Here is a 19,268-nt window from a genome sequence, read left to right as displayed (position 1 = left end):
TCATTGCGAGCGCAGCGAAGCAATCCAGGAGCCACGTGCGATGCGTTTTACCAAGACTGGATTGCTTCGCTGCGCTCGCAATGACGGAGAAAATGTCATCGCAAGTGTAACCACGACTGTAGCCAGGCAGGCTTCGCGCTCTACAGCTTGGTGTCGAGCGGTACCTTCAGCGTCCCGGCGATGATCTCCTTCTTCGCCTTCTCGATGTCGGGCCAGATCTCCTTGGCCTTGGCGACGAGATCGGCCGGGCCTTCCTTGAGGAAGGTGTCCGAAAGCTCGAAGTCGATCACGCCGGTGTCGATGCCGGTGGCGACATGATGCCCCTTCCAGCCTTCGGCCAGGGCCTTGCTGACCTCCTGATAGAGCGACAGGCCGAAATCGAGCTTGACGATGGCGGCGACTGCCTTGGGGCCGAGCTTGTACTGCTCCCGGGAGATGGCGCTGACCAGGCGGCCGGGCGCCTCGGTGGCGGCTTGGATGATGCCGGTGTCGGTGGCGGCCGAGTCTGTCTGGATATAGTCGATGCCGGACTGGAACAGCTGGTTGGCGATCTCGTGGCCCTTGGCGGGGTCCTGGAACGAGCCGGCGAAAGCGCCGGTGAACTTGATATTGGGACCGATCACCGCCGCGGCCGCCTTGAGGGCATTGAGATCGGCGATCTGGCCGGGAATGCTGGCGCCGCCGATATAGCCGATCGCCCCCGTCTTGGAGATGCGGCTGCCGAACAGGCCGGAGAGATAGCAGCCCAGATAATAGTCATAGGCCACAGTCACCACATTGGGGATCGCGGGCTCGAACGGGTCGGCGTAGAGCTGCACGAATTTGGTGTTGGGATATTCGGGCGCCACCGCCTTGAAGGGCTCGGCGACCTCGTTGAAGGTCGAGACCACCACGCTGGCGCCGGCATCGCCGAGGCTGCGGAAGATCGATTCATAGGTCGCCGCGTCCTGCGCATAGATGATGCGGGTGGCAAAGCCCTTTTCGCCGGCCAGTTTCTTGAGCGATGCGATCATGCCGTCCACCGGGCCGTTGTCGCCGGCCGCCTGGGTATGCACCAGGGCGACCAGGCCTTCGGCGGCCCAGGCCTGGCCCGACAGCAAGCCAAATGCCGCCGCGCCGGCGGTGCCGAGCAGGAATTGGCGGCGCGATGCCGAATACCGGAACAGGCCTGAAACGGAGGGAGTCTTGGTCATCTATGAGTTCCCTTTTCTTGATCTGGATGGCTTGGTTCTTGTTGTTTGCCGGAACGCTTGTGCGCCCCGGATGGTCAGGCCGCCGGCAAGGGCGGGCAGATCGCGGTCGGCTTGAGCATCTTGACCTCCTGCGAGATCATGGCGTCGAGGGCCCAGACTTCGCCGATGAACTTGGTCCAGGCCGGATCGGCCGCCATGGCGGCGCGGCGCGTCTCGCGGTCGCCCAGGCCCTGATAGGCCCACATCATCACGATCTGGTGCAGCGGGCCGATCTCGCTGACCCACAGGCCCATGAAGGTGCCCAGATGCTTCTTCTGGATCGGCAGGCCCTCGGTCTCGTATTTGCTGAGCCAGCGGTCGAGCTGGCCGGGCTTGAAGCTGTAGGTGCGCTGTTCGACGATCATGGCGGCTTTTCCGGCTCAGGATTTGGCGTTGAGGATGAAATCGGCAGCCCGTTCGCCGATCATGATGGTCGGCGCATTGGTGTTGCCACTGGAAATGATCGGCATGATCGAGGCGTCGGCGACCCTGAGGCCCTCGATGCCATGCACCTTGAGTTCGGCATCGACCACGGCTTCGGCGTCATTGCCCATCTTGCAGGTGCCGACTGGATGCAGGGTGGTCAGGGCCGAGGCGCGCAGCCATTCCAGCAGCTCGTCATCGCTGAGCAGGCCGGGGCCGGGCGCCAATTCCTTGCCGCGATAGGCATCGAAGGCGGGCTGGGCGATGACCTCGCGCATCATGCGGATGGCTGAAATCATCGTCTTGCGGTCGAAGTCGGTGGCAAGGTAGTTGGCCCGGATGCGCGGTGCCGCCGCCGGGTCCGCCGAACGCAGCGTAATGCTGCCCCGGCTCTCCGGATTGACCGGGCCGACGCGGATGGTGAAGCCGTGATTGGCCTCCACCGCCTGCTTCCTGAACGGATTGGGCCAGTGCAGGTTGGCGGTCTTTTCCAGCGCCGGCATGAAATGGGCCTGGATGTCGGGCGCCAGCAGATCCGGCCGCGACTTCATGAAGGCGCCGGCCTCATAGGGAAAGGTGGTGGTGATGCCGGTGCCCAGCACCATGCCCTGTGCCACCGAGGCGACCAGCTTGTCGGCGCGCAGGTCACCATAGAGCGTCACCGGCTGCCTGCACTCATAGGCGAGGCAGCAATCGACATGGTCCTGCAGGTTGCGACCGACTCCCGGCAGGTCATGCAGCACGGCAATGCCATGCTTAGCCAGCTCATCAGCCGGGCCGATGCCGGAAAGCATCAGGAGTTGGGGCGAGTTGACGGCGCCGCCGCACAGGATGACCTCACGCCGGGCGCGCACGTTGCGTGCATGGCCGGCCTGGGTGAACTGAACGCCAATGGCGCGGCCGTTCTCCACGAGGATACGCTGGCTGAGCGCGTTCACCTCCACCGTCAGGTTCGGCCGATCCAGGACGGGACGCAGGAAGGCATGGGATGTCGACCAGCGCTTGCCCTTGCGGATGGTGAAATCATAGCGTCCGAACCCTTCCTGTTCGGCGCCGTTGAAATCGTCGTTGCGGGGATAGCCCGCCTGCACGCCCGCCTCGATGAAGACGTCGAACAGCCCGTTGCGGCCGCGGGCGCGGCAGACGGTGAGGGCGCCATCCGTGCCGTGGAAGGCACCATTGCGTTCGACATGGGCTTCGGAGCGGCGAAAGGCGGGCAGCACCTCGTCATAGGACCAGCCCGGCAGGCCCATCTGCGCCCAGCGATCATAGTCATGGGCGTTGCCGCGCACATAGATCATGCCGTTAATGGTGGAAGTGCCGCCGAGTGCCTTGCCGCGCGGCCAATAGAGCGTGCGGTCGTTGAGATGGGGCTCCGGTTCGGTGCGGTAGTTCCAGTTGTAGAGGCCGGAATTGAAGAGCTTGCCCATCAGCATGGGCAGGCGGAACAGCGGATTGCGGTCGCGTCCGCCGGCCTCGAGCAGCAATACGCGATTGCCGGGATCCGCCGACAGGCGGTTGGCGACGACGCATCCCGCTGAACCGGCGCCGATGATCACATAGTCGTACTCGGCGTCACGAGACATGGTTTCACCAATCGATGGGAGCGGCGCCGAGCGCCTTGAGCCGCTCATTGCCGAGAATGAAGGGATTGGGCAGGCCGAGCACCGCGTCGCCCCGGGCGGGGTGTTCGCGCAGGATACAATCGGGGCCTTCCGGAATGCCGGCGGCCTGCAGGGTCTGCGCCGCGGCCTCGCCGAAGCCGAGGAAGACCATGGGCCGGCCTGCGCCGGCGAGATGGCGCAGCGCGGCAATCATCAAGGGGCGCCACAGCGGCAGATGGCCTCGGCTCTGATGCGGATCGATGCCGACCTGGAAGCGGCTGAGGGTCAGCGAGGCGTTGAGCAGCAGGGCCCCGCTGGCCACCCAGCGATCGGCCACCGCATGGGCCGGTTCGAGCTCGACGGTGCCGGCCTCGATGGCTGCGCGCAGGCGTGGCCAGTCGGCGGTGCTGCCGGTCCAGCCCGCCTCGCCGGTGCGGGCGGCGACGATCATCTGCATCACCGTGCGGATGGAGACCGAGAACATCTTTTCGAGCTCGCGCCATTGCGCGACATTGCCGGCCTCGAAGGCGCGGCCGGTGGAGAAGTCAGGGCTGGGATAGGGATCCTGGCCCAGCACCACGCAGCGCACCTGGGCCGGTTCGAGGCCGTCGAAGGCCCGCAGCATATGCGCGCCCTTGGGCTGGCCCGGAAAGACGCGTCCCTTGCGCACCGGGAACACTGGTTCCCACGGCTCCAGCGCCAGATTGCCATCCATGTCGGCGAAGCCCAGCTCGACCGGACCGAGGATTTCGCGCCAGGCGGGCGACAGGTCGGCCTGCCAGCCGTCCAGCACTTCCTCCATGACGTAACGCAATGATGCCGGCATGGTCCTGCTTTCCCCTCGTTGCGAGAAGGATAGGCAAAACCTGACCAAAACGTCAAGTTATGAGTTGAAAAAATCTGACGCTTCGGTCAGGTTTTGACATCGGGTCCCGATACCGGCATGTCCGGGGCACGGGACGCATTGCACAGTGCGGGAGGCGAAAGTGGCGACGACCAGCGCAAAGAAGGCGCGTAAGGACGGCTCGGACAGCGAGGAGCGCATCCGGGCGCGCAACGAGGCCGCGATCCTGACTGCCGCGATCGACCTGTTCGCCCGCAAGGGTTTCGATGGCACGCGGATCGCCGAGGTCGCCGAGCACTCGGGGTTGCCCAAGGCGAATGTCTATTATTACTTCCCGGCCAAGGAGGATATCTACCGTGCCTTGATCGACCGGCTGCTTGCCAGCTGGGATACGGCGCTGGAGGAATTGCAGCCCGAGCGCGATCCGGCCGAGGCCATCATGGCCTATATCCGGGCCAAGCTCGACTATTCGCGCCGCTTCGCGGCCCAGTCGAAACTATTCGCCAACGAGATCCTCAGCGGTGCGAAATTCCTCGACAAGGCCGGCCGCGGCCATGTCAAGCAGGCGACCCGGGCCAAGGCCGCCGTGATCGAAGGCTGGATCGCCGCCGGCAGGATGGCGCCGATCGCCATTCCGCATTTCTTTATCATGCTGTGGAGCACGACGCAGTTCTACGCCGATTTCGAGGTGCTGGCTTGCGATGCCATGGAGGTCAGCCGGCTGACCAAGAAGGATTTCGAGGCCGCGGCGCTCGCCATCGGCGATATCGTTCTACGCGGCTGCGGCCTTGCAATGCCGCCTAGCTGAAACTGAAAGCGCATGCGCAAAATAAAACGGGACGGTGTCTCACTGACACCGTCCCGTGTTTGAAACGGGGCTTGCGGCCCGCGAAATCAGCCGTTCACGGCATCCTTGAGCGCCTTGGCGGGCTGGAAGACCACCTTCTTGGAAGCGGCGATCTTGATGGTGGCGCCGGTGGAAGGGTTGCGGCCTTCGCGTGCGGGCTTGGCCTGCACCTTGAACTTACCGAAGCCGTTCAGGGAGACTTCCTCACCCTTGACAGCCGCTTCGGTGATCCCTTTCAGAACGTCCTCGACAGCTGCCTTAGCGGCAGTCTTAGTCAGGCCATGAGCGGCGGCAATACGGTCGGCAAGATCGCTGGTGCTGACAGGCATGATGTTATCCTTTCGATGATTCGTCCGATCGCGTTATCGCATGACCGGTTCGATATCGCCATCGCATGTACACCGGAAACGCACGGAAATCCTGCTTTTTTCACCGATATGAACGGATTTCCTTGCGCTCAACCCTTGTTTGGAACGGTTTGAATTTGCAAACGCCTGCCTGGCCATGCCGTTCGGTAAAGTAAAGGCCTTTTTGGTGGAGTTTTAGATGACGCCACGCGACTGGCGAATAATACTTGCCGACCATAGATATCGGGTGGAAGCGCGGGGCTTTTTGCGGTGATATCGCGGCAAGTTCAACCACAGGGAGACGAAGCGATGACTTCCCCCCATTTTGCCTTGTTCGACACCGAAATCGGCACTTGCGCCCTGGCCTGGGGCGAGAGGGGCCTGGTCAGCGTGCAACTGCCCTCCCATAGCCCGGCGGGCCTGCGGGCGCGCATGCTGCGCTCCCTTCCGGGGGCGACAGAGGTCGAGCCGCCGGCGCCGGTTCGCCAGGCCATCACGGCGATCCGGGCCTTGCTGGCGGGGGAGGCCGCCGATCTCGGCTTCATCGAGCTCGACATGACCACCGTGCCGGAATTCAATCGCCGGGTCTATGCCGTGGCGCGGGCCATCCCTCCGGGCTCGACCATGACCTATGGCGAAATCGCCAAGCAATTGGGCGATCCCCTGCTGGCGCGCGATGTCGGCCAGGCCATGGGGCAGAACCCGTTCACCATCGTGATGCCCTGCCATCGGGTGATGGCGGCCGGCGGCAAGTTCGGCGGTTTCTCGGCCTATGGCGGCGTGGCGACCAAGCGCCGTCTGCTCGAGATCGAAGGCGCCTTGCCAAAGCCGGAACCGACCTTGTTCGGCTGGGCTTGAGCCTGAGCGGCTCGGGCCGCATGGATGAGCGCCGGCGGCGGCGAGGAAAAATCGGGCTTTGTCACGGACCGGCCACGTGCCGGAGCGTCGCCGACAGGATCTCGTCGGATAGGGTGGGATCGTCGGCGATGCGGGCCAGGATGACGGCGCCGACCATGGCGGCCCAGCCGGCGATCGCGGCGTTGCGCCGTTCCTGCGGCGTTTCCCCGGGAGCGGTCGCGCTGAAATCCTCGATCTGCTCGCGCAGGGAGCGGGTCAGCACGGCACGGATATCCTGTGACCCGCGCACGGCTTCGGTGCCGAGCGCGGCAAAGGGGCACCCCTCGGCACGTGCGTCACGGTGCCTGCGGCTGAGATAGGCCGTTGCATAGTCGGCCATCGTCCGGCCCGGGGTTTTGGCACCTTCGGACTGGGACAGCACATGGGCGAGCGCCTGGGCGATCAGGTCCTCCTTCGACTTGAAGTGACCGTAGAAGCCGCCATGGGTGAGCCCGGCGGCGGCCATGATCTGGGCGACGCTCACCCCTTCCAGACCCTTTTCCCGATAGAGATGCGCGGCTGCATCCAGGATGCGGTGGCGATGCTCGGCGACCTGCTCGCGGCTGACTTTCATGGCGGGCTCTCCTGTCTCGCTTGACTTTATACATGATATCCATCATGAATGCATTATATATGATGATCATCATGAATAAGTTTGGAGAGATGCCATGACCAAATCCCTTCCCGCGGTTCTCATCACCGGTGCCTCGACCGGCATCGGCGCGGCCTATGCCGAACGCTTCGCCCGGCGTGGCCATGACCTCGTGCTGGTGGCACGGGACGAGGCGCGCCTGACCGCGCTTGCCGGACGCCTTCGCCAGGAGAACGGCGTTGCCGTCGATGTCCTGAAGGCGGACCTCACGAGCTCCGAGGATCTCGCGCGGGTCGAGGCGCGCCTGCGCGAGGATGCGAGGATCGGCATCCTGATCAACAATGCCGGTGCGGCCGCCCATGGCGGCTTTGCCGACCAGGATCCGGAGGCGCTGGACAGGCTCATTCGCCTCAACGTGACCGCGCTGACGCGCCTGGCCGGCGCGGTGACGCCGCGCTTCCTGGCCGCGGGTGCCGGTGCCATCGTCAATATCGCCTCGGTGGTGGCGCTTGCGCCGGAGTTTTCCCTGGGCGTCTACGCGGCAACCAAGGCCTTCGTGCTGACCTTGTCCCAGACCCTGCAGGTGGAGCTCGGCCCGCGCGGCCTCTATGTCCAGGCCGTGCTGCCGGCAGCAACCCGCACCGAGATCTGGGAACGCTCCGGCCGCGACGTGAACGCGCTGGAGGGCGTGATGGAGGTCGGCGAATTGGTCGACGCCGCGCTGGTCGGCTTCGACAGGCGCGAAACCGTCACCATTCCGCCCCTGCCGGATGCGGGTCAGTGGGAGGCTTTCGACGCCGCCCGCCGTGCCATGCTGCCGAACTTCCGGCAGGAACATGCGGCCGAACGCTATCGGGCAGCCTGACGGCAGCCCGTCTATTTGGCGGGATCGGCGAAACGCTGTTCGGGCAGCATCGCATACCAGCCCGGGCGACCGGGGTCGCGGTCATAGGCATAGCCGCCGACCTCGCGATAGTATTCGGCGTAGCGGGCGAGCTTGTCGCGATCGAGCTCGACGCCGAGGCCCGGCCCTTGCGGCAGGGCGATGGCGCCGCCGACATAGCGTAGCGGACCGCCGACGATGATGTCGTCGGTGAGATGGTGGTAATGCGCATCGGCGGCGAAGGAGAGGTTCGGCAGCGCCGCGCCCAGATGCAGCATCGAGGCGAGCTGGATGCCGAGCTCGCCCGAGGAGTGCACGGCAGCGCCGTATTGGAAGGTCTCCAGCACGGTGCCGGCCTTGTGGGCCTGGCGCAGGCCGCCCCAGAAAGTGGTGTCGAGCAGCACGACGTCCACCGCTTCCAGGCGCAGATTGGCGGCGAGCTGCTCGAAGTTCACCACCACCGTGTTGGTCGCGGTGGGAATGCGGACGAGGCTCCGCAGGCGGCGCATGCCTTCGAGGCCCCAGGTCGGGTCCTCGAAATAATCATTGTTGAGATCCTCGATCGCCCGCCCCACCCAGACCGCTTCCTCCACCGACCAGGCGGCATTGGGATCGAGGCGCAGCCGGTCCCCGGGGAAGGCCGCGCCCAGGGCTCGGACGGTTTCGATGTCGTGGTCCGGCGGGAAGACGCCGCCCTTCAGCTTGTGGCTGGTGAAGCCGTGCCGGGCCTTGAGCGCGCGGGCATGGGCGACGATCTCGTCGGAGCTGGTTTCGCCGCCTTGGCCGGTCGCCTCGTGGGGGTAGCGGTAGAAAAGATAGCTGGCAAAAGGAATCGTCTCGCGGATGGCGCCGCCGATCAGGTCGCAGGCGCGGATGCCCAGTTTCTTGCCGGCGGCATCCATGCAGGCCATTTCGATGGCGGCATGGAGCTGCATGCGATTGTTGTAGAGCGAGGCGGTGGGATTCATGATCTTCCAGCGCAGCTGTTCGAGTTGCAGCGGATCATGGCCCTGGAGATAGGGCAGCAAGGCGCGCACCGCGGCCTCGGCTGATTCACCGCCGCCGCCCATCTCGCCGAGGCCGATGATGCCCTCGTCGGTGATCACTTCCACGATGGTGCGGATGAAGCGGCCCCAATGCGCGCCGGCGGCATGGCGCAACGGCGCTTCGAGCGGCACGGCGACGGTGGTGGCCTTGAGGTCGACGATCTTCATCGCACTATCCGATTGCAGGAAGAGAAGAGGGAGAAAGGACGCATCAATTCGCGGCCCCCAAAGCGAGGCCGCGGACGAAGTGCTTCTGCAGCATGAGGAACAGGATGAGGGTCGGCAGCGAGACGATCAGGGTGGCGGTGATGATGGTCGGCGCGTCGGCCTGGCCATAGAGGCTCTGCATGCCGAGCAAGGCGACCTGGACCGGGCGGGCGTCGGGAGAGCGCACCAGGATCATGCCGAAGAGCAGGTCGTTCCACACCCAGGTGAACTGCACCAAAGTGAGCATCAGGAAGGGCGCCTTGGCCAGCGGCATCATGATCTTCCAGAACACTTCCCAGCTCGAGGCGCCATCCATCTCGGCCGCCTCCTGGATGTCCCAGGGCACGGTGAGGAAGAAGCCGCGCATCACGAAAGTGGCGAAGGGGATGCAGATCGCGGTGTAGAAGGCGAACAGGCCGAGCTTGGTGTCGTAGAGTCCAAGGGCGATATAGCTCTTGAACAGCGGGATCAGATACATCTGCAGCGGGAAGATCGTGCCCGAATAGATGAACAGGAACCAGGCGAGCCCCCGCGGCAGCTTCAGCCTGACGATGCCATAGGCGGCGAAGGCGGCGAGCAGCACGGCGGTGAGGGAACTTGCCGCCCCATAGAGCAGCGAGTTGATGAAGCCGGCCTGGATGCCCTGCGCCCAGGCATTGGCGATGTTGCCGAGGAGATTGAAGCTGGTCGGCAACTTGAGCGGGCCGCGGGTATAGTCGGTGGCCGTCTTGAGCGTGTTCATCAGGAGGAAGGCCATCGGCGAAAGCCAGACCAGCGTCACCGCCAGCATGACGCCCGAAAGCACGGTCTTCCTGAGGTCGCGGGGTTCCGCTGCAGTCGCGCGCTGCCGGCTCATACCTGGCTTTCCCGTGCGAGCATGTTGCGCAGATAGAGATAGGAAAACACCAGCGAGAGCGCCGAGATCACCACGGCGACGGCCGAGGCGTAGCCCATCTTGAAATTGGCGAAACCCTCCTTGTACATGGTCACCGCTAGGGTCTCCGACATGCGGGCCGGCCCGCCGCCGGTCATCACCCAGATGGTGTCGAACACCTTGAAGGAGTTGATCACCGCCAGCAGCGAGGCGATCACCACATAGGGCATCAGCATGGGGATGATGATCCTGGTGGCGAGCACGAAGCCGGCTGCGCCGTCGAGCGTGGCCGCCTCGACCGGCTCCTTGGGCAGGTTCTGCAGGCCGACCAGGAAGATCATCACATTGATCCCGGTTGCCTGCCAGGTATAGGCGCCGATCATCGCATAGGTGTTGTAGGGCTGGACATAGAGCCAATTCACTTTGAGGGCCCCGAGGCCAATGGTGTCCAGGAGGATGTTGAGGGCCCCCTGGTCGCGCAGCACGAAGCCGAAGACGATGCCGGCAGCGGAGGCCGAGATGGTGGCGGGAATGTAGATGCAGATCTGCATCAACTTCGCCCCCTTCAGCCCGGAAATGGCATAGGCGAAGAAGAAGCCGAGCCCGACCGGCAGCACCACGCCCAGCACCATCCATTTCAGCGTGTTGACGAAGGGGCGTGTGAAATTGGTGTCCGTCACCAACTTGAAGAAGTTGGCGAGGCCGATGAAGGTCGGCGCGGTCATGCCGTTCCAGTCGGTGAAGGCGAGCATGGTGGTGTAGAGCATCGGCAGGATGAGGAAGACGCCCACCATCAACGCCGCCGGAGCGACATAGAGATAGGCTTCGCGCTGCTTTGGGTCGGACAGGGGAGGCATGATCGCTGCGTCGGTCTTTGTGTTCGAGGTCAGGCAGGGGTATCGCTGGCTTTCTCCTCTCGGCAGGAAGAGGTGCCTGATGCGGATAGGCTTTCTATCGGCAGTGAGAATGACGCTGCCTTTTGTCATGCCCGGGCTCGACCCGGGCATCCAGCCTATCGAGGACCTCGCCTGTGCGGGAAGGTCGGCTGGATTGCCGGGACAGGCCCGGCAATGACAAAGGTCGCGGTTTTCCTCACGGCTTGGGGTGGGCAGCCCAGTAGTCGTCCGCAATCTTCTGCAGGTTCTGCATCACCTCCGGAGCGGAATTCGGGTCGAGCACGAATTTGGAGATCTCGTCGACGGCCGCCTCGGCGATCGGTGAGGGGGTGGTTTCCCAATAGCGGCCGAGCAGCTTGTAGTGGTCCTTGGCCACCACATCGTTCAGCTTGGCGACTTCCTTGTCGGCAGGCAGCTTGGCGTCGGCATTGGCGACGAGGAAGCCGGTGAGGTCGGCCCAGCGCTGCTCGCCTGCCTTGCTCATCCAATAGGTGGCTGATTTCACCGCGGTGTCATGCGTGTCGGAGTTCTTCGACACCAGCAGCGGTCCCGCCTCGAAGATCACGCTCGGCGGCAGGCTGGCAGTCTTGTTGGGCAGCACGAACAGGCCCCAGTCGCGCCCTTCGATGGTGCCGGCCTTGGTAACCGTGTCGGCGAACCAGGTACCGACCAGCATGTGAACGACCTTCCCCTGCGCGAAGGAGTTGTTCATGCTGTCGCCGGTGGTGAAACCGAAAGGCGAGGTGCCGTCGTCCATCCAGCCCTTGGCCATCCAGTCCTTCCAGGTGGCGAAAGCCGCCGCGACCTGGGGATCGGTATATTTGGCCTTGCCGGCCATCAGCTTGACGTAGAAATCCGGATCGGACCGTACCAGGAACTCCGAGAACCAGATGAAGGCCGGCCAGCGCCCCTCGATGGTCTGGCCGATCGGCACCTTGCCGGCAGCCTTGATCTTGGCGAGGTTGCCTTCCAGCTCTTCCCAGGTCTTGGGAACCTGCAGGCCGAGCTCCTTGTAGACGTTCTTGTTATAGAACATCGCCCAATAGGCGACGTTGTTCGGCACGGCATAGATCTTGCCATCGAAGCTGAAGGCATCGGCGACTTCCTGCTTGACCTTGCCCTCGGCCAGCAACGGCTTCCAGATCGCCGTCAGATCCTCGAGCAGGCCCGCCTCCACCAGGTCCTTCATGCGGTAGCCGGACCACCAGGTGAACATGCCGGGCGCCGAGGAGGTCGGCAGGGCCGCCCTGACCGCCGCCTGGTAGTTGGTGGTGTCGCCGAAGGGCGTGACCTGCCAGCTCGCGGTGGGGTCATCCTTGCCATAGGCCTCGAAATTGGCCTGCCAGCCGGCCTTGTCGTGCGACACCGTCAGTTGCGGCTTGTCGGCGGCGTGGCTCACCGGGGCCGACAAACCTGCGGCAAGCAGGCCGGCAACGGCCGCTGCACGTAACTTCGTCAAGATCATGGGGTTCCCTCCTGCCTGCGGTCGTTGCCGCAGCCTTGGCTTTGTCGTTGTGACGGCCGCCTTTGCGGCGGCTCTGGTTCACGGCGTGCGCGTGACGAAACTGTCGAGCGCCTGCAAAATCGTGCGCAGATGGTTGCGCATGGCGATGGCGGTGGCGTCCTCGTCCCCGGCGGCGAGGCCGGCAAGGATGTCGCGATGTTCGGCGATGATGGCTTCCGAGCGGTTCGGCCAGTTCACGGTGACGAAGCGCAGGCGGTTGAGATGGGCCTTCATGTCCTCCAGCTCGTCCGCGGCGGCAAGGCAGTCGACCGTTGCGAAAATGCGGCGATGGAAGGCTTCGTCCAATTCGTAGAAGCGGCGCACGTCCTTGCGCCCCGCCGCGAATTCCTGTTCGTCGACGATGCCCGCGAGCGCGTCGAGATCGGCCTGGTTCACCACCTGGCATGCCCTGCGGCTGACTTCCACCTCCACGACCTCCCGGATCAGCTGGGCAGCCTTGACCTTCTCCACCCGGATTGGCGCGACCACGGTGCCGCTCTGCGGAAAGATCTCGACCAGGCCGAGATTGGCGAGGCGCAGCAAGGCCTCGCGCACCGGCGTGCGCGACACGGAGAGGCTGGCGGCGATATCGGCCTCGCGAATCGGCTGCTGTGGCCTGAGCACGCCGAGGACGATGTCGCTGCGCAGCATTTCGTAGACATTGGTCGCAGTGGAGCGCGGCCTCACATTCGCATGTCGCAGCGTGTCCAGCATGACGGGTGGCTCCGATGATTGCTCCCTGCAGCGTCGATTAATATATTAGTGCATTTATATTGTTGCAAGCGCCTTCTTCGCCTTGGTCGAGGGCCCCGGCGAAGAAGACGAGGCAACCGGAGCGGCTGTTTGTGGCATTCGCCGGCCTGTTGCGTCTGTCCGCTTTTGGATCATACTGGAACCACGGGAAGCCTATCTTATTGTTTTGAAACGAATAAAAATCAGGCGATTCAGGGGAGATGCAGTCGATGGCCGCCGATGAGGAGTTTGTCACGATCGAGGCGCGCGGCATCCGTGCGACACTGGATCTTGCGGTCGGGCATATCCGGGAACTCGTCGTGGAGCGGGACGGCCGCAAGGTCGCGCCGCTGCACCGTGCCCCCTGGCTGGAGGAGGCGCATGCCGCCGACACGCCGGCCCATCTGCAGCGCCTGTCGGGTGATTTCCTCTGCGCTCCTTTTGGCCTGAGCGATGTCGATGGCTCACCGGCCCATGGCTGGCCGGCCAATTCGGCCTGGAAGCACCTGGAGACCCGCACGGTCGATGGCGGGCGCCAGGCCCGTTTCGAACTTGAAAAGCGGGTGATGGGCGCGCGCGTCGTCAAGGAACTCACCCTGCGCGACGACAATCCCTTCCTCTATCAGCGCCATCTGTTCCAGGGAGGCGAGGGCGCCGTCTCCGTCGGCCTGCACATGATGGTGTCGCTGCCACAGGGCGGCCATCTGAGCTTTTCGCCCAAGCGTTTCATCGAGACATCGGCCGATCCGCTGGAGGCCGATCCGCTCAAGGGGCACTCGGCACTGGCCTATCCCGCGCGCTTCAAGGATCTCAAGAAGGCTCCGCTTGCCGATGGCGGTACGGCCAATCTCAGCTGCTACCCGTTCGACCGCAACCACGAGGATTGCGTGATGATGCCCGAGGCGCCCGGCCGGGAGTTCGCTTGGGGTGCCGCGCTACGGCATCGCGAGGCGGATCTGGTGCTCAGCCTGAAGCGGCCGGAAGACTTCCCCTCCACCCTGTTGTGGATGAGCAATGGCGGCCGCTACTACAGCCCCTGGAACAGCCGCCATCGCGGCGTGCTCGGGCTGGAGGAAGTGCGGACCTATCTGTTGGCGGGCCACAAGGCGTCGATCGAGCCGAACGACTATAGCGAGCAGGGCATCCCGACCTCGATCAGCCTGACGCCGTCGGGCGAGATCGACTTGCGGCAGGCCATCGGCATCATGCCGGTACCGGCGGGCTGGGACCGGGTGATGGAGGTGGAGGCCCGCGGAAACCGGCTGGCAGTGCTGTCTGATGTCGGCGAGTTCAGCGTGCCCTACGATCCGGACTTCGTGCTGCACCAATGAGAAAGCGGCGGCAATGACGCCGCCGCCTGAATGCGTTTGCTTCCTGGAAAAATTCGTCCGGTGTGACCGGCGGCCTGTCAGCGGCGGCGCATCAGGGCATTGTAGCCCACCAGCACCACGACAGCGCCGGCAAAGGCGACCAGAAGATTTTCGAGGATCCCCGAATTGGGGCCCATGCCGAGCAGCGCGCCGCCGATAAATTTGCCGACGACGGCGCCGACCAGGCCGATGACCAGATCCATGATCAGGCCGGCCCCCGATTTATTCACCACCTTGCTGGCGAGAAAGCCGGCAATGATGCCAACAATAATGGTCCAGATCCAACCTAAGTCGCCCATGAGCGCGTTCCTCCGCCGAATCGATAATCGTTTCCGAATTTGATCGGTGTTCGCATCGTAAGGACCTGCATTCTTTTGGCAAGAGCGAGGGGTGCCGTAACGAAATGGGTGCGCGGAAAAAATTTCACAAATGGGAATATTGTAAAACGCCTGCCATGGATGCCAGAATAGACTTCCTTGAGGTAAGCCGCAGGTGACGCGGCATCTCCCAGAAATAGGAGGCGCTTATGGGTTTTTTTGATAACGCGGTGAACGAAGCAGTTCCGGATAGCGGCAGTGGCTTGGCCAAGCCGCTCATTCTTGCCGCAGGTGCTCTGCTTCTGGCCAAATGGCTCGGTGGCGGCAGCAGCGACGCTCAGGCTGACACTCAGGCCTCCATCCCAGCGCCGGCCCCGGCTCCCGCACCGTCCGCACCGCAGGCGGATGCCTCCAGCGATGGCGGCCTGCTCGGCGGCCTTGGCGGTCTCCTCGAGAAGTTCCAGCAATCAGGCCACGGGGACGTGATCAATTCCTGGATCGGCGGCGGGCAGAACCAGCCGATCCAGCCGGGCCAGCTCGGCCAGGTCCTCGGCCAGGATACGCTGAACAACCTCGCCCAGAAGGCGGGCGTCAATCCCAACGACCTGCTCGGCCAGCTCGCGCAGCATTTGCCCGAGATCATCAACAAGCTGACGCCGAACGGGCGCATCCCCACGCGGGACGAACTCGGCCAGTAAGGCCGCTATTCGCCGGGCCATGGCATCGGAGAAGCAGGAGGGCGGGCGGTTTGGCCTGCCCTTTTTGCGTTGTACGGGGGTGGGAGCGAGGCGCCGGCACCTTAGTCACATAAAGAAATCCTTATATCCTTATTGCCGGCAAAGGCCGACTGTGCTAGACGCCCGCCATGTCAAATGCGGGAAGCATCGAATGAGCACGCAAGATTACATCGTCAAGGATATGGGTCTGGCCGCCTGGGGCCGTAAGGAAATCGAGATCGCCGAGAGCGAAATGCCGGGCCTGATGGCCACGCGCGCCGAATATGGCCCGCGCCAGGTGCTCAAGGGCGCCCGCATCGCCGGTTCGCTGCACATGACCATCCAGACGGCCGTGCTGATCGAGACCTTGCAGGCTCTCGGCGCCGATGTGCGCTGGGCTTCCTGCAACATCTACTCCACCCAGGACCATGCCGCTGCCGCCATCGCTGCCGCCGGCACCCCGGTCTTCGCCATCAAGGGCGAGAGCCTGGAAGACTACTGGGAATACACCCACAAGATCTTCGAATGGGCCGATGGCGGTACGCCGAACCTGATCCTCGACGATGGCGGCGATGCCACCATGCTGATGCATCTGGGCCTGCGCGCCGAGAAGGGCGATACCGCCTTCCTCGATGGCGCCACCAATGAAGAAGAGGAAGTCCTCTTCGCTGCCATCAAGAAGCGCCTCACCACGCATCCGGGCTGGTACACCAAGAATGCGCTCGCCATCGGCGGCGTGACCGAGGAAACCACCACGGGCGTGCATCGCCTCTACGAGATGGCCAAGAAGGGCACGCTGCTCTTCCCCGCCATCAACGTGAACGATTCGGTGACCAAGTCGAAGTTCGACAACCTCTATGGCTGCCGCGAATCGCTGGTGGACGGCATCCGCCGCGGCACCGACGTGATGATGGCCGGCAAGATCGCCATGGTCGCCGGCTTCGGCGACGTCGGCAAGGGTTCGGCGGCCTCGCTGCGCAATGCCGGCTGCCGCGTGCTGGTTTCGGAAGTCGATCCGATCTGCGCCCTGCAGGCCGCGATGGAAGGCTATGAAGTCGTCACCATGGAGCAGGCTGCTCCCCGCGCCGACATCTTCGTGACCGCCACCGGCAATGTCGACGTCATCACGCTCGACCATATGCGCGCCATGAAGGACCGCGCCATCGTCTGCAACATCGGTCACTTCGACTCGGAGATCCAGGTCGCCGGCCTGCGCAACCTGAAGTGGACCAATGTGAAGCCGCAGGTCGACGAGATCCAGTTCGCCGACGGCCATCGCATCATCCTTCTGTCGGAGGGACGCCTGGTCAATCTCGGCAATGCCACCGGCCACCCCTCCTTCGTGATGTCGGCTTCTTTCACCAACCAGACGCTGGCCCAGATCGAGCTGTGGACCAACCCCGGCCAGTACGGCAAGCAGGTCTACACGCTGCCCAAGCATCTGGACGAGAAGGTCGCCTCGCTCCACCTCGCCAAGGTCGGCGCCACCCTGACCAAGCTTTCCGACAAGCAGTCCGCCTATATCGGCGTCGACCAGAACGGCCCGTTCAAGCCGGAACTCTATCGCTACTGAGTTCGTTCGAGGCGTTTGCGTTTCAGCCCTTCCCGCAGCTGCGGGAAGGGCTTTTTATTGCCTGTGCTCTCACATCCGCCGCAAGCGTCAGATCACCAGCTTGCCCTGCTTGGCGAGCACGTAGCGTTCGCCGATCTTGTGCCAGTCGACCACCTTCCACCAGGCCTTGAGATAATCCGGCCGACGGTTGCGGTAGGTCAGGTAATAGGCGTGCTCCCAGACGTCGTTGCCGAACAGCACGCGCTTGCCGTCCATCAGCGGCGTATCCTGGTTGGGCCTGCTGTCGAGGGCGAGCTTGCCCTCGCTCGTCACAGTGACGAACACCCAGCCCGAACCGAAGACCTTGGCACCGGCGGCACCGAAGGCTTCCTGCAGCTTGGCGACGCCGCCGAAATCACGCTCGATGGCGGCGAGCACTTCGCCTGCGGGCTCGCCGCCCTTGGCGCCCATGATCTGCCAGAACATGGTGTGGTTGACATGGCCGCCGAGATTGTTGCGCACCGCCTGGCGGACGGACTGCGGAACCTTGTCCAGGCCGGCGAGGATATCAGGGTAGCTGAGGTCCGCCAGCGAGGGTTCCTGCTTCAGGGCCGCGTTGAAATTGCTGACATAGGCCTGATGGTGCTTGTCGTGATGTAGCGTCATGGTCTCGGCATCGATGGTCGGTGCCAGTGCCGCGGCTTCATAGGGCAGGGGCGGCAGTTCGGCGGGGCCTTTCGGGCCTGCAGATTCCGAGGCGGCCGCGCGGGCGGGCGCGGCTCCAGCGCTGGCAGCCAGGGCAATGCCTGTCGCGGAGGCGAGGAGGGTGCGACGGTTCAGCATGGTCATGGTCATTGAAAACGTCTCCGGCCTGTTGGATGAAGAAGCATGAGCAATGGGGTGGGTGCCTGTGGCCACGCGCTACGGGCGTCGCCCAGGCTAGAGTGGTAATTTGGTGGCACCGTGACCGAAAGGCGGACACGCGCTGCCGGCGCCGTGGACAGGAAGCGGCCGGAGCGGGCCGGATCTTCCTGCCGAAAGCGGGAATTTACCTGCTTGGGCCATAAGGGAGAACGGCATGTCGGTTGCAAAAGTGAAACCGAGGCAGACGGGGGCAACGGCCGTGCTGTCCCGCCTGGGACACCCTCTGGTGACGTCGGCCACGGGCGGGGAGATCGGCGTGGTCACCCGTCCCTCGGAGGCCGGCTTCAATCCGCTCGACCTGCTCTATGCCTCGCTGTCGGCCTGCCTCGTGCTCAGCGCCCGCATCGCCGCCAGCAATCTCGGCGTGCTCGACAGGCTCGGCGAGGTCCGTGCCGAGGTCAAGGGCGAGAAGGCGGTGGACGAACCTTCGCGCATCGCCCGTTTCCATGTCACGATCGAGGTCACCGGCGATTTCGACGAGGCGACGAAGGCGGCGATCATTGCCGATGCGGAGCGGATCTGCACCGTCAGCAACACGCTCAAGGGCAATCCGATCCTGGGCTGAACTTCAGCCGCGCCGTCCGTACATTTCGGCATGGATCCGCCGGTTTGTGCCGAGAATACCTGTCAAAGACGATGGCCGGACAAGCCTGACCTCCTATAGCCTCTCGCCATTCCCCTTTGAGAGGGCGGGCGATGCGCTATTTCGGTTTTCTGATCCTTGCGATCCTGCTCGCGGCCGCGCAACCGGCCTTTGCGCAGGACAATGCCTGCGCCAGGCCCGGGGAGTCCGGGATAGAGGGCCTCGAAAATCTGCTGCGGGAGCAGAAGAGCTGCAAGGCGGCGACGGCGTTGCTGCGCGAATGCCGCTGGGGCTCCAGTGCGGATACCGGATTCAGCGCCATTGTCGTCTCCATCTGCGAAAAGGAGTTTTACCCGCGGCTCTCCAAAGCGGATCAGATCGATTATGGCGAGCGCATGCAGCTATGCGCCTACCGTTATGCCGGCCAGCAAGGCACGCTCTATATGTCGATGGCCGCGACATGCCAGAGCGAGGTGGCGGCGCGCTTTGCCGATCCGAACGCCGCGCGCGAGCCGCTTGGCCGCGCAAGCTTCAACTGCGGCGAGGCCGCAACGGCGCTGGAGAAGGCGATTTGTTCCGACCGGAAATTGGGACAGGCCGATCTCATCCTGGCGCAGAGCTATCGCGAGGCGGTCGCGAGCCTGAAGGCAGACCGGCAGACCCGCGGCGCCCTCATTGCCGACCAGCGTCGCTGGCTCGATCGCGTCGCCCGAAAATGCGGTCTTGCCGACGGCAGCAGGCCGTTTTCCGCCAAGAGCCTTGCCTGTGTCCGTGGCGCCTTCGAGCAACGCTTTGCCTTGCTCGACAGCTGCGGTGAGGCAGACATCAGTATCGATTGCCTGGCCGAGACGGCCGACGGCGGCGCCGTTGCGGCGGGC

At 64.1% G+C, this 19,268-nt stretch carries 21 protein-coding genes; 8 read left to right on the top strand and 13 right to left on the bottom strand.

The features are described from left to right. Positions 1–140: 140 nt before the first annotated feature. The 4 genes from BA190_RS31260 to BA190_RS31245 all read right to left on the bottom strand — a co-directional run bounded on the left by BA190_RS31260 (position 141) and on the right by BA190_RS31245 (position 4,085). On the bottom strand, positions 141–1,193 hold the full coding sequence (locus BA190_RS31260; RefSeq protein ID WP_068297580.1) for a BMP family ABC transporter substrate-binding protein: 1,053 nt from the start codon (positions 1,191–1,193) through the stop codon (positions 141–143). Between the two features lie 74 nt (positions 1,194–1,267). After that, positions 1,268–1,597, bottom strand: a complete 330-nt coding sequence (locus BA190_RS31255) for an NIPSNAP family protein (RefSeq protein ID WP_068297576.1) — start codon at positions 1,595–1,597, stop codon at positions 1,268–1,270. Positions 1,598–1,612: 15 nt separating this feature from the next. Further along, on the bottom strand, positions 1,613–3,241 hold the full coding sequence (locus tag BA190_RS31250) for a GMC family oxidoreductase (RefSeq protein ID WP_068297574.1): 1,629 nt from the start codon (positions 3,239–3,241) through the stop codon (positions 1,613–1,615). Positions 3,242–3,245: 4 nt separating this feature from the next. After that, entirely contained in the window at positions 3,246–4,085 is an 840-nt protein-coding gene (locus tag BA190_RS31245; RefSeq protein WP_245315016.1) for a uracil-DNA glycosylase, read from the bottom strand. A 160-nt stretch (positions 4,086–4,245) separates the two neighbouring features. Here BA190_RS31245 and BA190_RS31240 point away from each other — a divergent pair, with 160 nt between their 5' ends. Beyond that, on the top strand, positions 4,246–4,911 hold the full coding sequence (locus tag BA190_RS31240) for a TetR family transcriptional regulator C-terminal domain-containing protein (protein WP_068297569.1): 666 nt from the start codon (positions 4,246–4,248) through the stop codon (positions 4,909–4,911). An 86-nt stretch (positions 4,912–4,997) separates the two neighbouring features. On the opposite strand, the gene BA190_RS31235 is transcribed toward BA190_RS31240, so the two are convergent. Beyond that, on the bottom strand, positions 4,998–5,279 hold the full coding sequence (locus BA190_RS31235; RefSeq protein WP_068297566.1) for an HU family DNA-binding protein: 282 nt from the start codon (positions 5,277–5,279) through the stop codon (positions 4,998–5,000). 327 nt (positions 5,280–5,606) lie between these two features. Here BA190_RS31235 and BA190_RS31230 point away from each other — a divergent pair, with 327 nt between their 5' ends. Continuing rightward, positions 5,607–6,155: a methylated-DNA--[protein]-cysteine S-methyltransferase gene (locus BA190_RS31230; RefSeq protein WP_068297560.1), complete on the top strand. Its 549-nt coding sequence runs from the start codon at positions 5,607–5,609 to the stop codon at positions 6,153–6,155. A 61-nt stretch (positions 6,156–6,216) separates the two neighbouring features. Here BA190_RS31230 and BA190_RS31225 read toward each other — a convergent pair whose 3' ends face one another. Next, positions 6,217–6,768, bottom strand: coding sequence for a TetR/AcrR family transcriptional regulator (locus BA190_RS31225; RefSeq protein WP_068297558.1), 552 nt, complete (start codon positions 6,766–6,768; stop codon positions 6,217–6,219). Positions 6,769–6,862: 94 nt separating this feature from the next. Here BA190_RS31225 and BA190_RS31220 point away from each other — a divergent pair, with 94 nt between their 5' ends. Then, positions 6,863–7,651 carry an SDR family oxidoreductase gene (locus BA190_RS31220; RefSeq protein ID WP_068297555.1) on the top strand — a complete coding sequence of 263 codons (789 nt, stop codon included), beginning with the start codon at positions 6,863–6,865 and terminating at the stop codon, positions 7,649–7,651. Positions 7,652–7,662: 11 nt separating this feature from the next. On the opposite strand, the gene BA190_RS31215 is transcribed toward BA190_RS31220, so the two are convergent. From BA190_RS31215 to BA190_RS31190, 5 genes are all read right to left on the bottom strand, one after another. Continuing rightward, a complete protein-coding gene (locus BA190_RS31215; RefSeq protein WP_068297551.1) occupies positions 7,663–8,883 on the bottom strand; it encodes an enolase C-terminal domain-like protein in 1,221 nt (406 codons plus the stop codon). Positions 8,884–8,926: 43 nt separating this feature from the next. After that, on the bottom strand, positions 8,927–9,778 hold the full coding sequence (locus tag BA190_RS31210; RefSeq protein ID WP_068297548.1) for a carbohydrate ABC transporter permease: 852 nt from the start codon (positions 9,776–9,778) through the stop codon (positions 8,927–8,929). Continuing rightward, on the bottom strand, positions 9,775–10,653 hold the full coding sequence (locus BA190_RS31205; protein WP_068297545.1) for a carbohydrate ABC transporter permease: 879 nt from the start codon (positions 10,651–10,653) through the stop codon (positions 9,775–9,777). Before BA190_RS31205 ends, BA190_RS31210 begins: the two co-directional genes overlap by 4 nt. Positions 10,654–10,888: 235 nt before the next feature. Next, on the bottom strand, positions 10,889–12,157 hold the full coding sequence (locus tag BA190_RS31195; RefSeq protein ID WP_068297539.1) for an ABC transporter substrate-binding protein: 1,269 nt from the start codon (positions 12,155–12,157) through the stop codon (positions 10,889–10,891). A gap of 78 nt (positions 12,158–12,235) precedes the next feature. Beyond that, complete coding sequence (locus BA190_RS31190; protein ID WP_068297538.1) at positions 12,236–12,910, bottom strand: GntR family transcriptional regulator; 675 nt, start codon at positions 12,908–12,910, stop codon at positions 12,236–12,238. 248 nt (positions 12,911–13,158) lie between these two features. Here BA190_RS31190 and BA190_RS31185 point away from each other — a divergent pair, with 248 nt between their 5' ends. After that, the gene (locus BA190_RS31185) at positions 13,159–14,259 is read left to right on the top strand and encodes a hypothetical protein (RefSeq protein WP_068297683.1); all 1,101 of its coding nucleotides are present in this window, start codon (positions 13,159–13,161) and stop codon (positions 14,257–14,259) included. Between the two features lie 77 nt (positions 14,260–14,336). Here the strand turns inward: BA190_RS31185 and BA190_RS31180 are convergent, their stop codons facing one another. Beyond that, positions 14,337–14,597 (bottom strand): GlsB/YeaQ/YmgE family stress response membrane protein, encoded by a 261-nt coding sequence (locus BA190_RS31180; RefSeq protein WP_068297537.1) that lies wholly within the window; start codon positions 14,595–14,597, stop codon positions 14,337–14,339. Positions 14,598–14,824: 227 nt separating this feature from the next. Here BA190_RS31180 and BA190_RS31175 point away from each other — a divergent pair, with 227 nt between their 5' ends. Then, positions 14,825–15,313 (top strand): YidB family protein, encoded by a 489-nt coding sequence (locus BA190_RS31175; RefSeq protein ID WP_068297535.1) that lies wholly within the window; start codon positions 14,825–14,827, stop codon positions 15,311–15,313. Between the two features lie 190 nt (positions 15,314–15,503). Further along, entirely contained in the window at positions 15,504–16,904 is a 1,401-nt protein-coding gene (gene ahcY / locus BA190_RS31170) for an adenosylhomocysteinase (protein WP_068297532.1), read from the top strand. A gap of 87 nt (positions 16,905–16,991) precedes the next feature. Here the strand turns inward: ahcY and BA190_RS31165 are convergent, their stop codons facing one another. Further along, positions 16,992–17,732, bottom strand: coding sequence for a superoxide dismutase (locus BA190_RS31165; protein WP_068297672.1), 741 nt, complete (start codon positions 17,730–17,732; stop codon positions 16,992–16,994). 229 nt (positions 17,733–17,961) lie between these two features. Between BA190_RS31165 and BA190_RS31160 the strand changes: the two genes are divergently transcribed. Together BA190_RS31160 and BA190_RS31155 are read left to right on the top strand one after the other, a co-directional pair. After that, entirely contained in the window at positions 17,962–18,372 is a 411-nt protein-coding gene (locus BA190_RS31160) for an OsmC family protein (RefSeq protein WP_068297529.1), read from the top strand. A gap of 131 nt (positions 18,373–18,503) precedes the next feature. Continuing rightward, positions 18,504–19,268 (top strand): lysozyme inhibitor LprI family protein (locus BA190_RS31155; RefSeq protein WP_068297527.1); only part of this gene is annotated, 765 nt, incomplete at its 3' end.

The sequence above is a fragment of the Labrys sp. WJW genome (assembly GCF_001676615.1).
GTDB classification, from domain to species: Bacteria; Pseudomonadota; Alphaproteobacteria; order Rhizobiales; family Labraceae; genus Labrys; species Labrys sedimenti.
The sequence above is the reverse complement of the archived record's forward strand: the minus strand, read 5'-3'. Positions and strand labels throughout refer to the sequence as shown.

What these genes read in the sequence shown, in the direction of transcription:
- BA190_RS31245 (WP_245315016.1), bottom strand. Translation starts at nt 4,085, where the DNA reads ATGCCGGCATCATTGCGTTACGTCATGGAGGAAGTGCTGGACGGCTGG.
- BA190_RS31160 (WP_068297529.1), top strand. Translation starts at nt 17,962, where the DNA reads ATGTCGGTTGCAAAAGTGAAACCGAGGCAGACGGGGGCAACGGCCGTG.
- BA190_RS31255 (WP_068297576.1), bottom strand. Translation starts at nt 1,597, where the DNA reads ATGATCGTCGAACAGCGCACCTACAGCTTCAAGCCCGGCCAGCTCGAC.
- BA190_RS31205 (WP_068297545.1), bottom strand. Translation starts at nt 10,653, where the DNA reads ATGCCTCCCCTGTCCGACCCAAAGCAGCGCGAAGCCTATCTCTATGTC.
- BA190_RS31235 (WP_068297566.1), bottom strand. Translation starts at nt 5,279, where the DNA reads ATGCCTGTCAGCACCAGCGATCTTGCCGACCGTATTGCCGCCGCTCAT.
- BA190_RS31195 (WP_068297539.1), bottom strand. Translation starts at nt 12,157, where the DNA reads ATGATCTTGACGAAGTTACGTGCAGCGGCCGTTGCCGGCCTGCTTGCC.
- BA190_RS31230 (WP_068297560.1), top strand. Translation starts at nt 5,607, where the DNA reads ATGACTTCCCCCCATTTTGCCTTGTTCGACACCGAAATCGGCACTTGC.
- ahcY (WP_068297532.1), top strand. Translation starts at nt 15,504, where the DNA reads ATGAGCACGCAAGATTACATCGTCAAGGATATGGGTCTGGCCGCCTGG.
- BA190_RS31185 (WP_068297683.1), top strand. Translation starts at nt 13,159, where the DNA reads ATGGCCGCCGATGAGGAGTTTGTCACGATCGAGGCGCGCGGCATCCGT.
- BA190_RS31190 (WP_068297538.1), bottom strand. Translation starts at nt 12,910, where the DNA reads ATGCTGGACACGCTGCGACATGCGAATGTGAGGCCGCGCTCCACTGCG.
- BA190_RS31180 (WP_068297537.1), bottom strand. Translation starts at nt 14,597, where the DNA reads ATGGGCGACTTAGGTTGGATCTGGACCATTATTGTTGGCATCATTGCC.
- BA190_RS31260 (WP_068297580.1), bottom strand. Translation starts at nt 1,193, where the DNA reads ATGACCAAGACTCCCTCCGTTTCAGGCCTGTTCCGGTATTCGGCATCG.
- BA190_RS31165 (WP_068297672.1), bottom strand. Translation starts at nt 17,732, where the DNA reads ATGACCATGCTGAACCGTCGCACCCTCCTCGCCTCCGCGACAGGCATT.
- BA190_RS31175 (WP_068297535.1), top strand. Translation starts at nt 14,825, where the DNA reads ATGGGTTTTTTTGATAACGCGGTGAACGAAGCAGTTCCGGATAGCGGC.
- BA190_RS31220 (WP_068297555.1), top strand. Translation starts at nt 6,863, where the DNA reads ATGACCAAATCCCTTCCCGCGGTTCTCATCACCGGTGCCTCGACCGGC.
- BA190_RS31210 (WP_068297548.1), bottom strand. Translation starts at nt 9,778, where the DNA reads ATGAGCCGGCAGCGCGCGACTGCAGCGGAACCCCGCGACCTCAGGAAG.
- BA190_RS31225 (WP_068297558.1), bottom strand. Translation starts at nt 6,768, where the DNA reads ATGAAAGTCAGCCGCGAGCAGGTCGCCGAGCATCGCCACCGCATCCTG.
- BA190_RS31250 (WP_068297574.1), bottom strand. Translation starts at nt 3,241, where the DNA reads ATGTCTCGTGACGCCGAGTACGACTATGTGATCATCGGCGCCGGTTCA.
- BA190_RS31215 (WP_068297551.1), bottom strand. Translation starts at nt 8,883, where the DNA reads ATGAAGATCGTCGACCTCAAGGCCACCACCGTCGCCGTGCCGCTCGAA.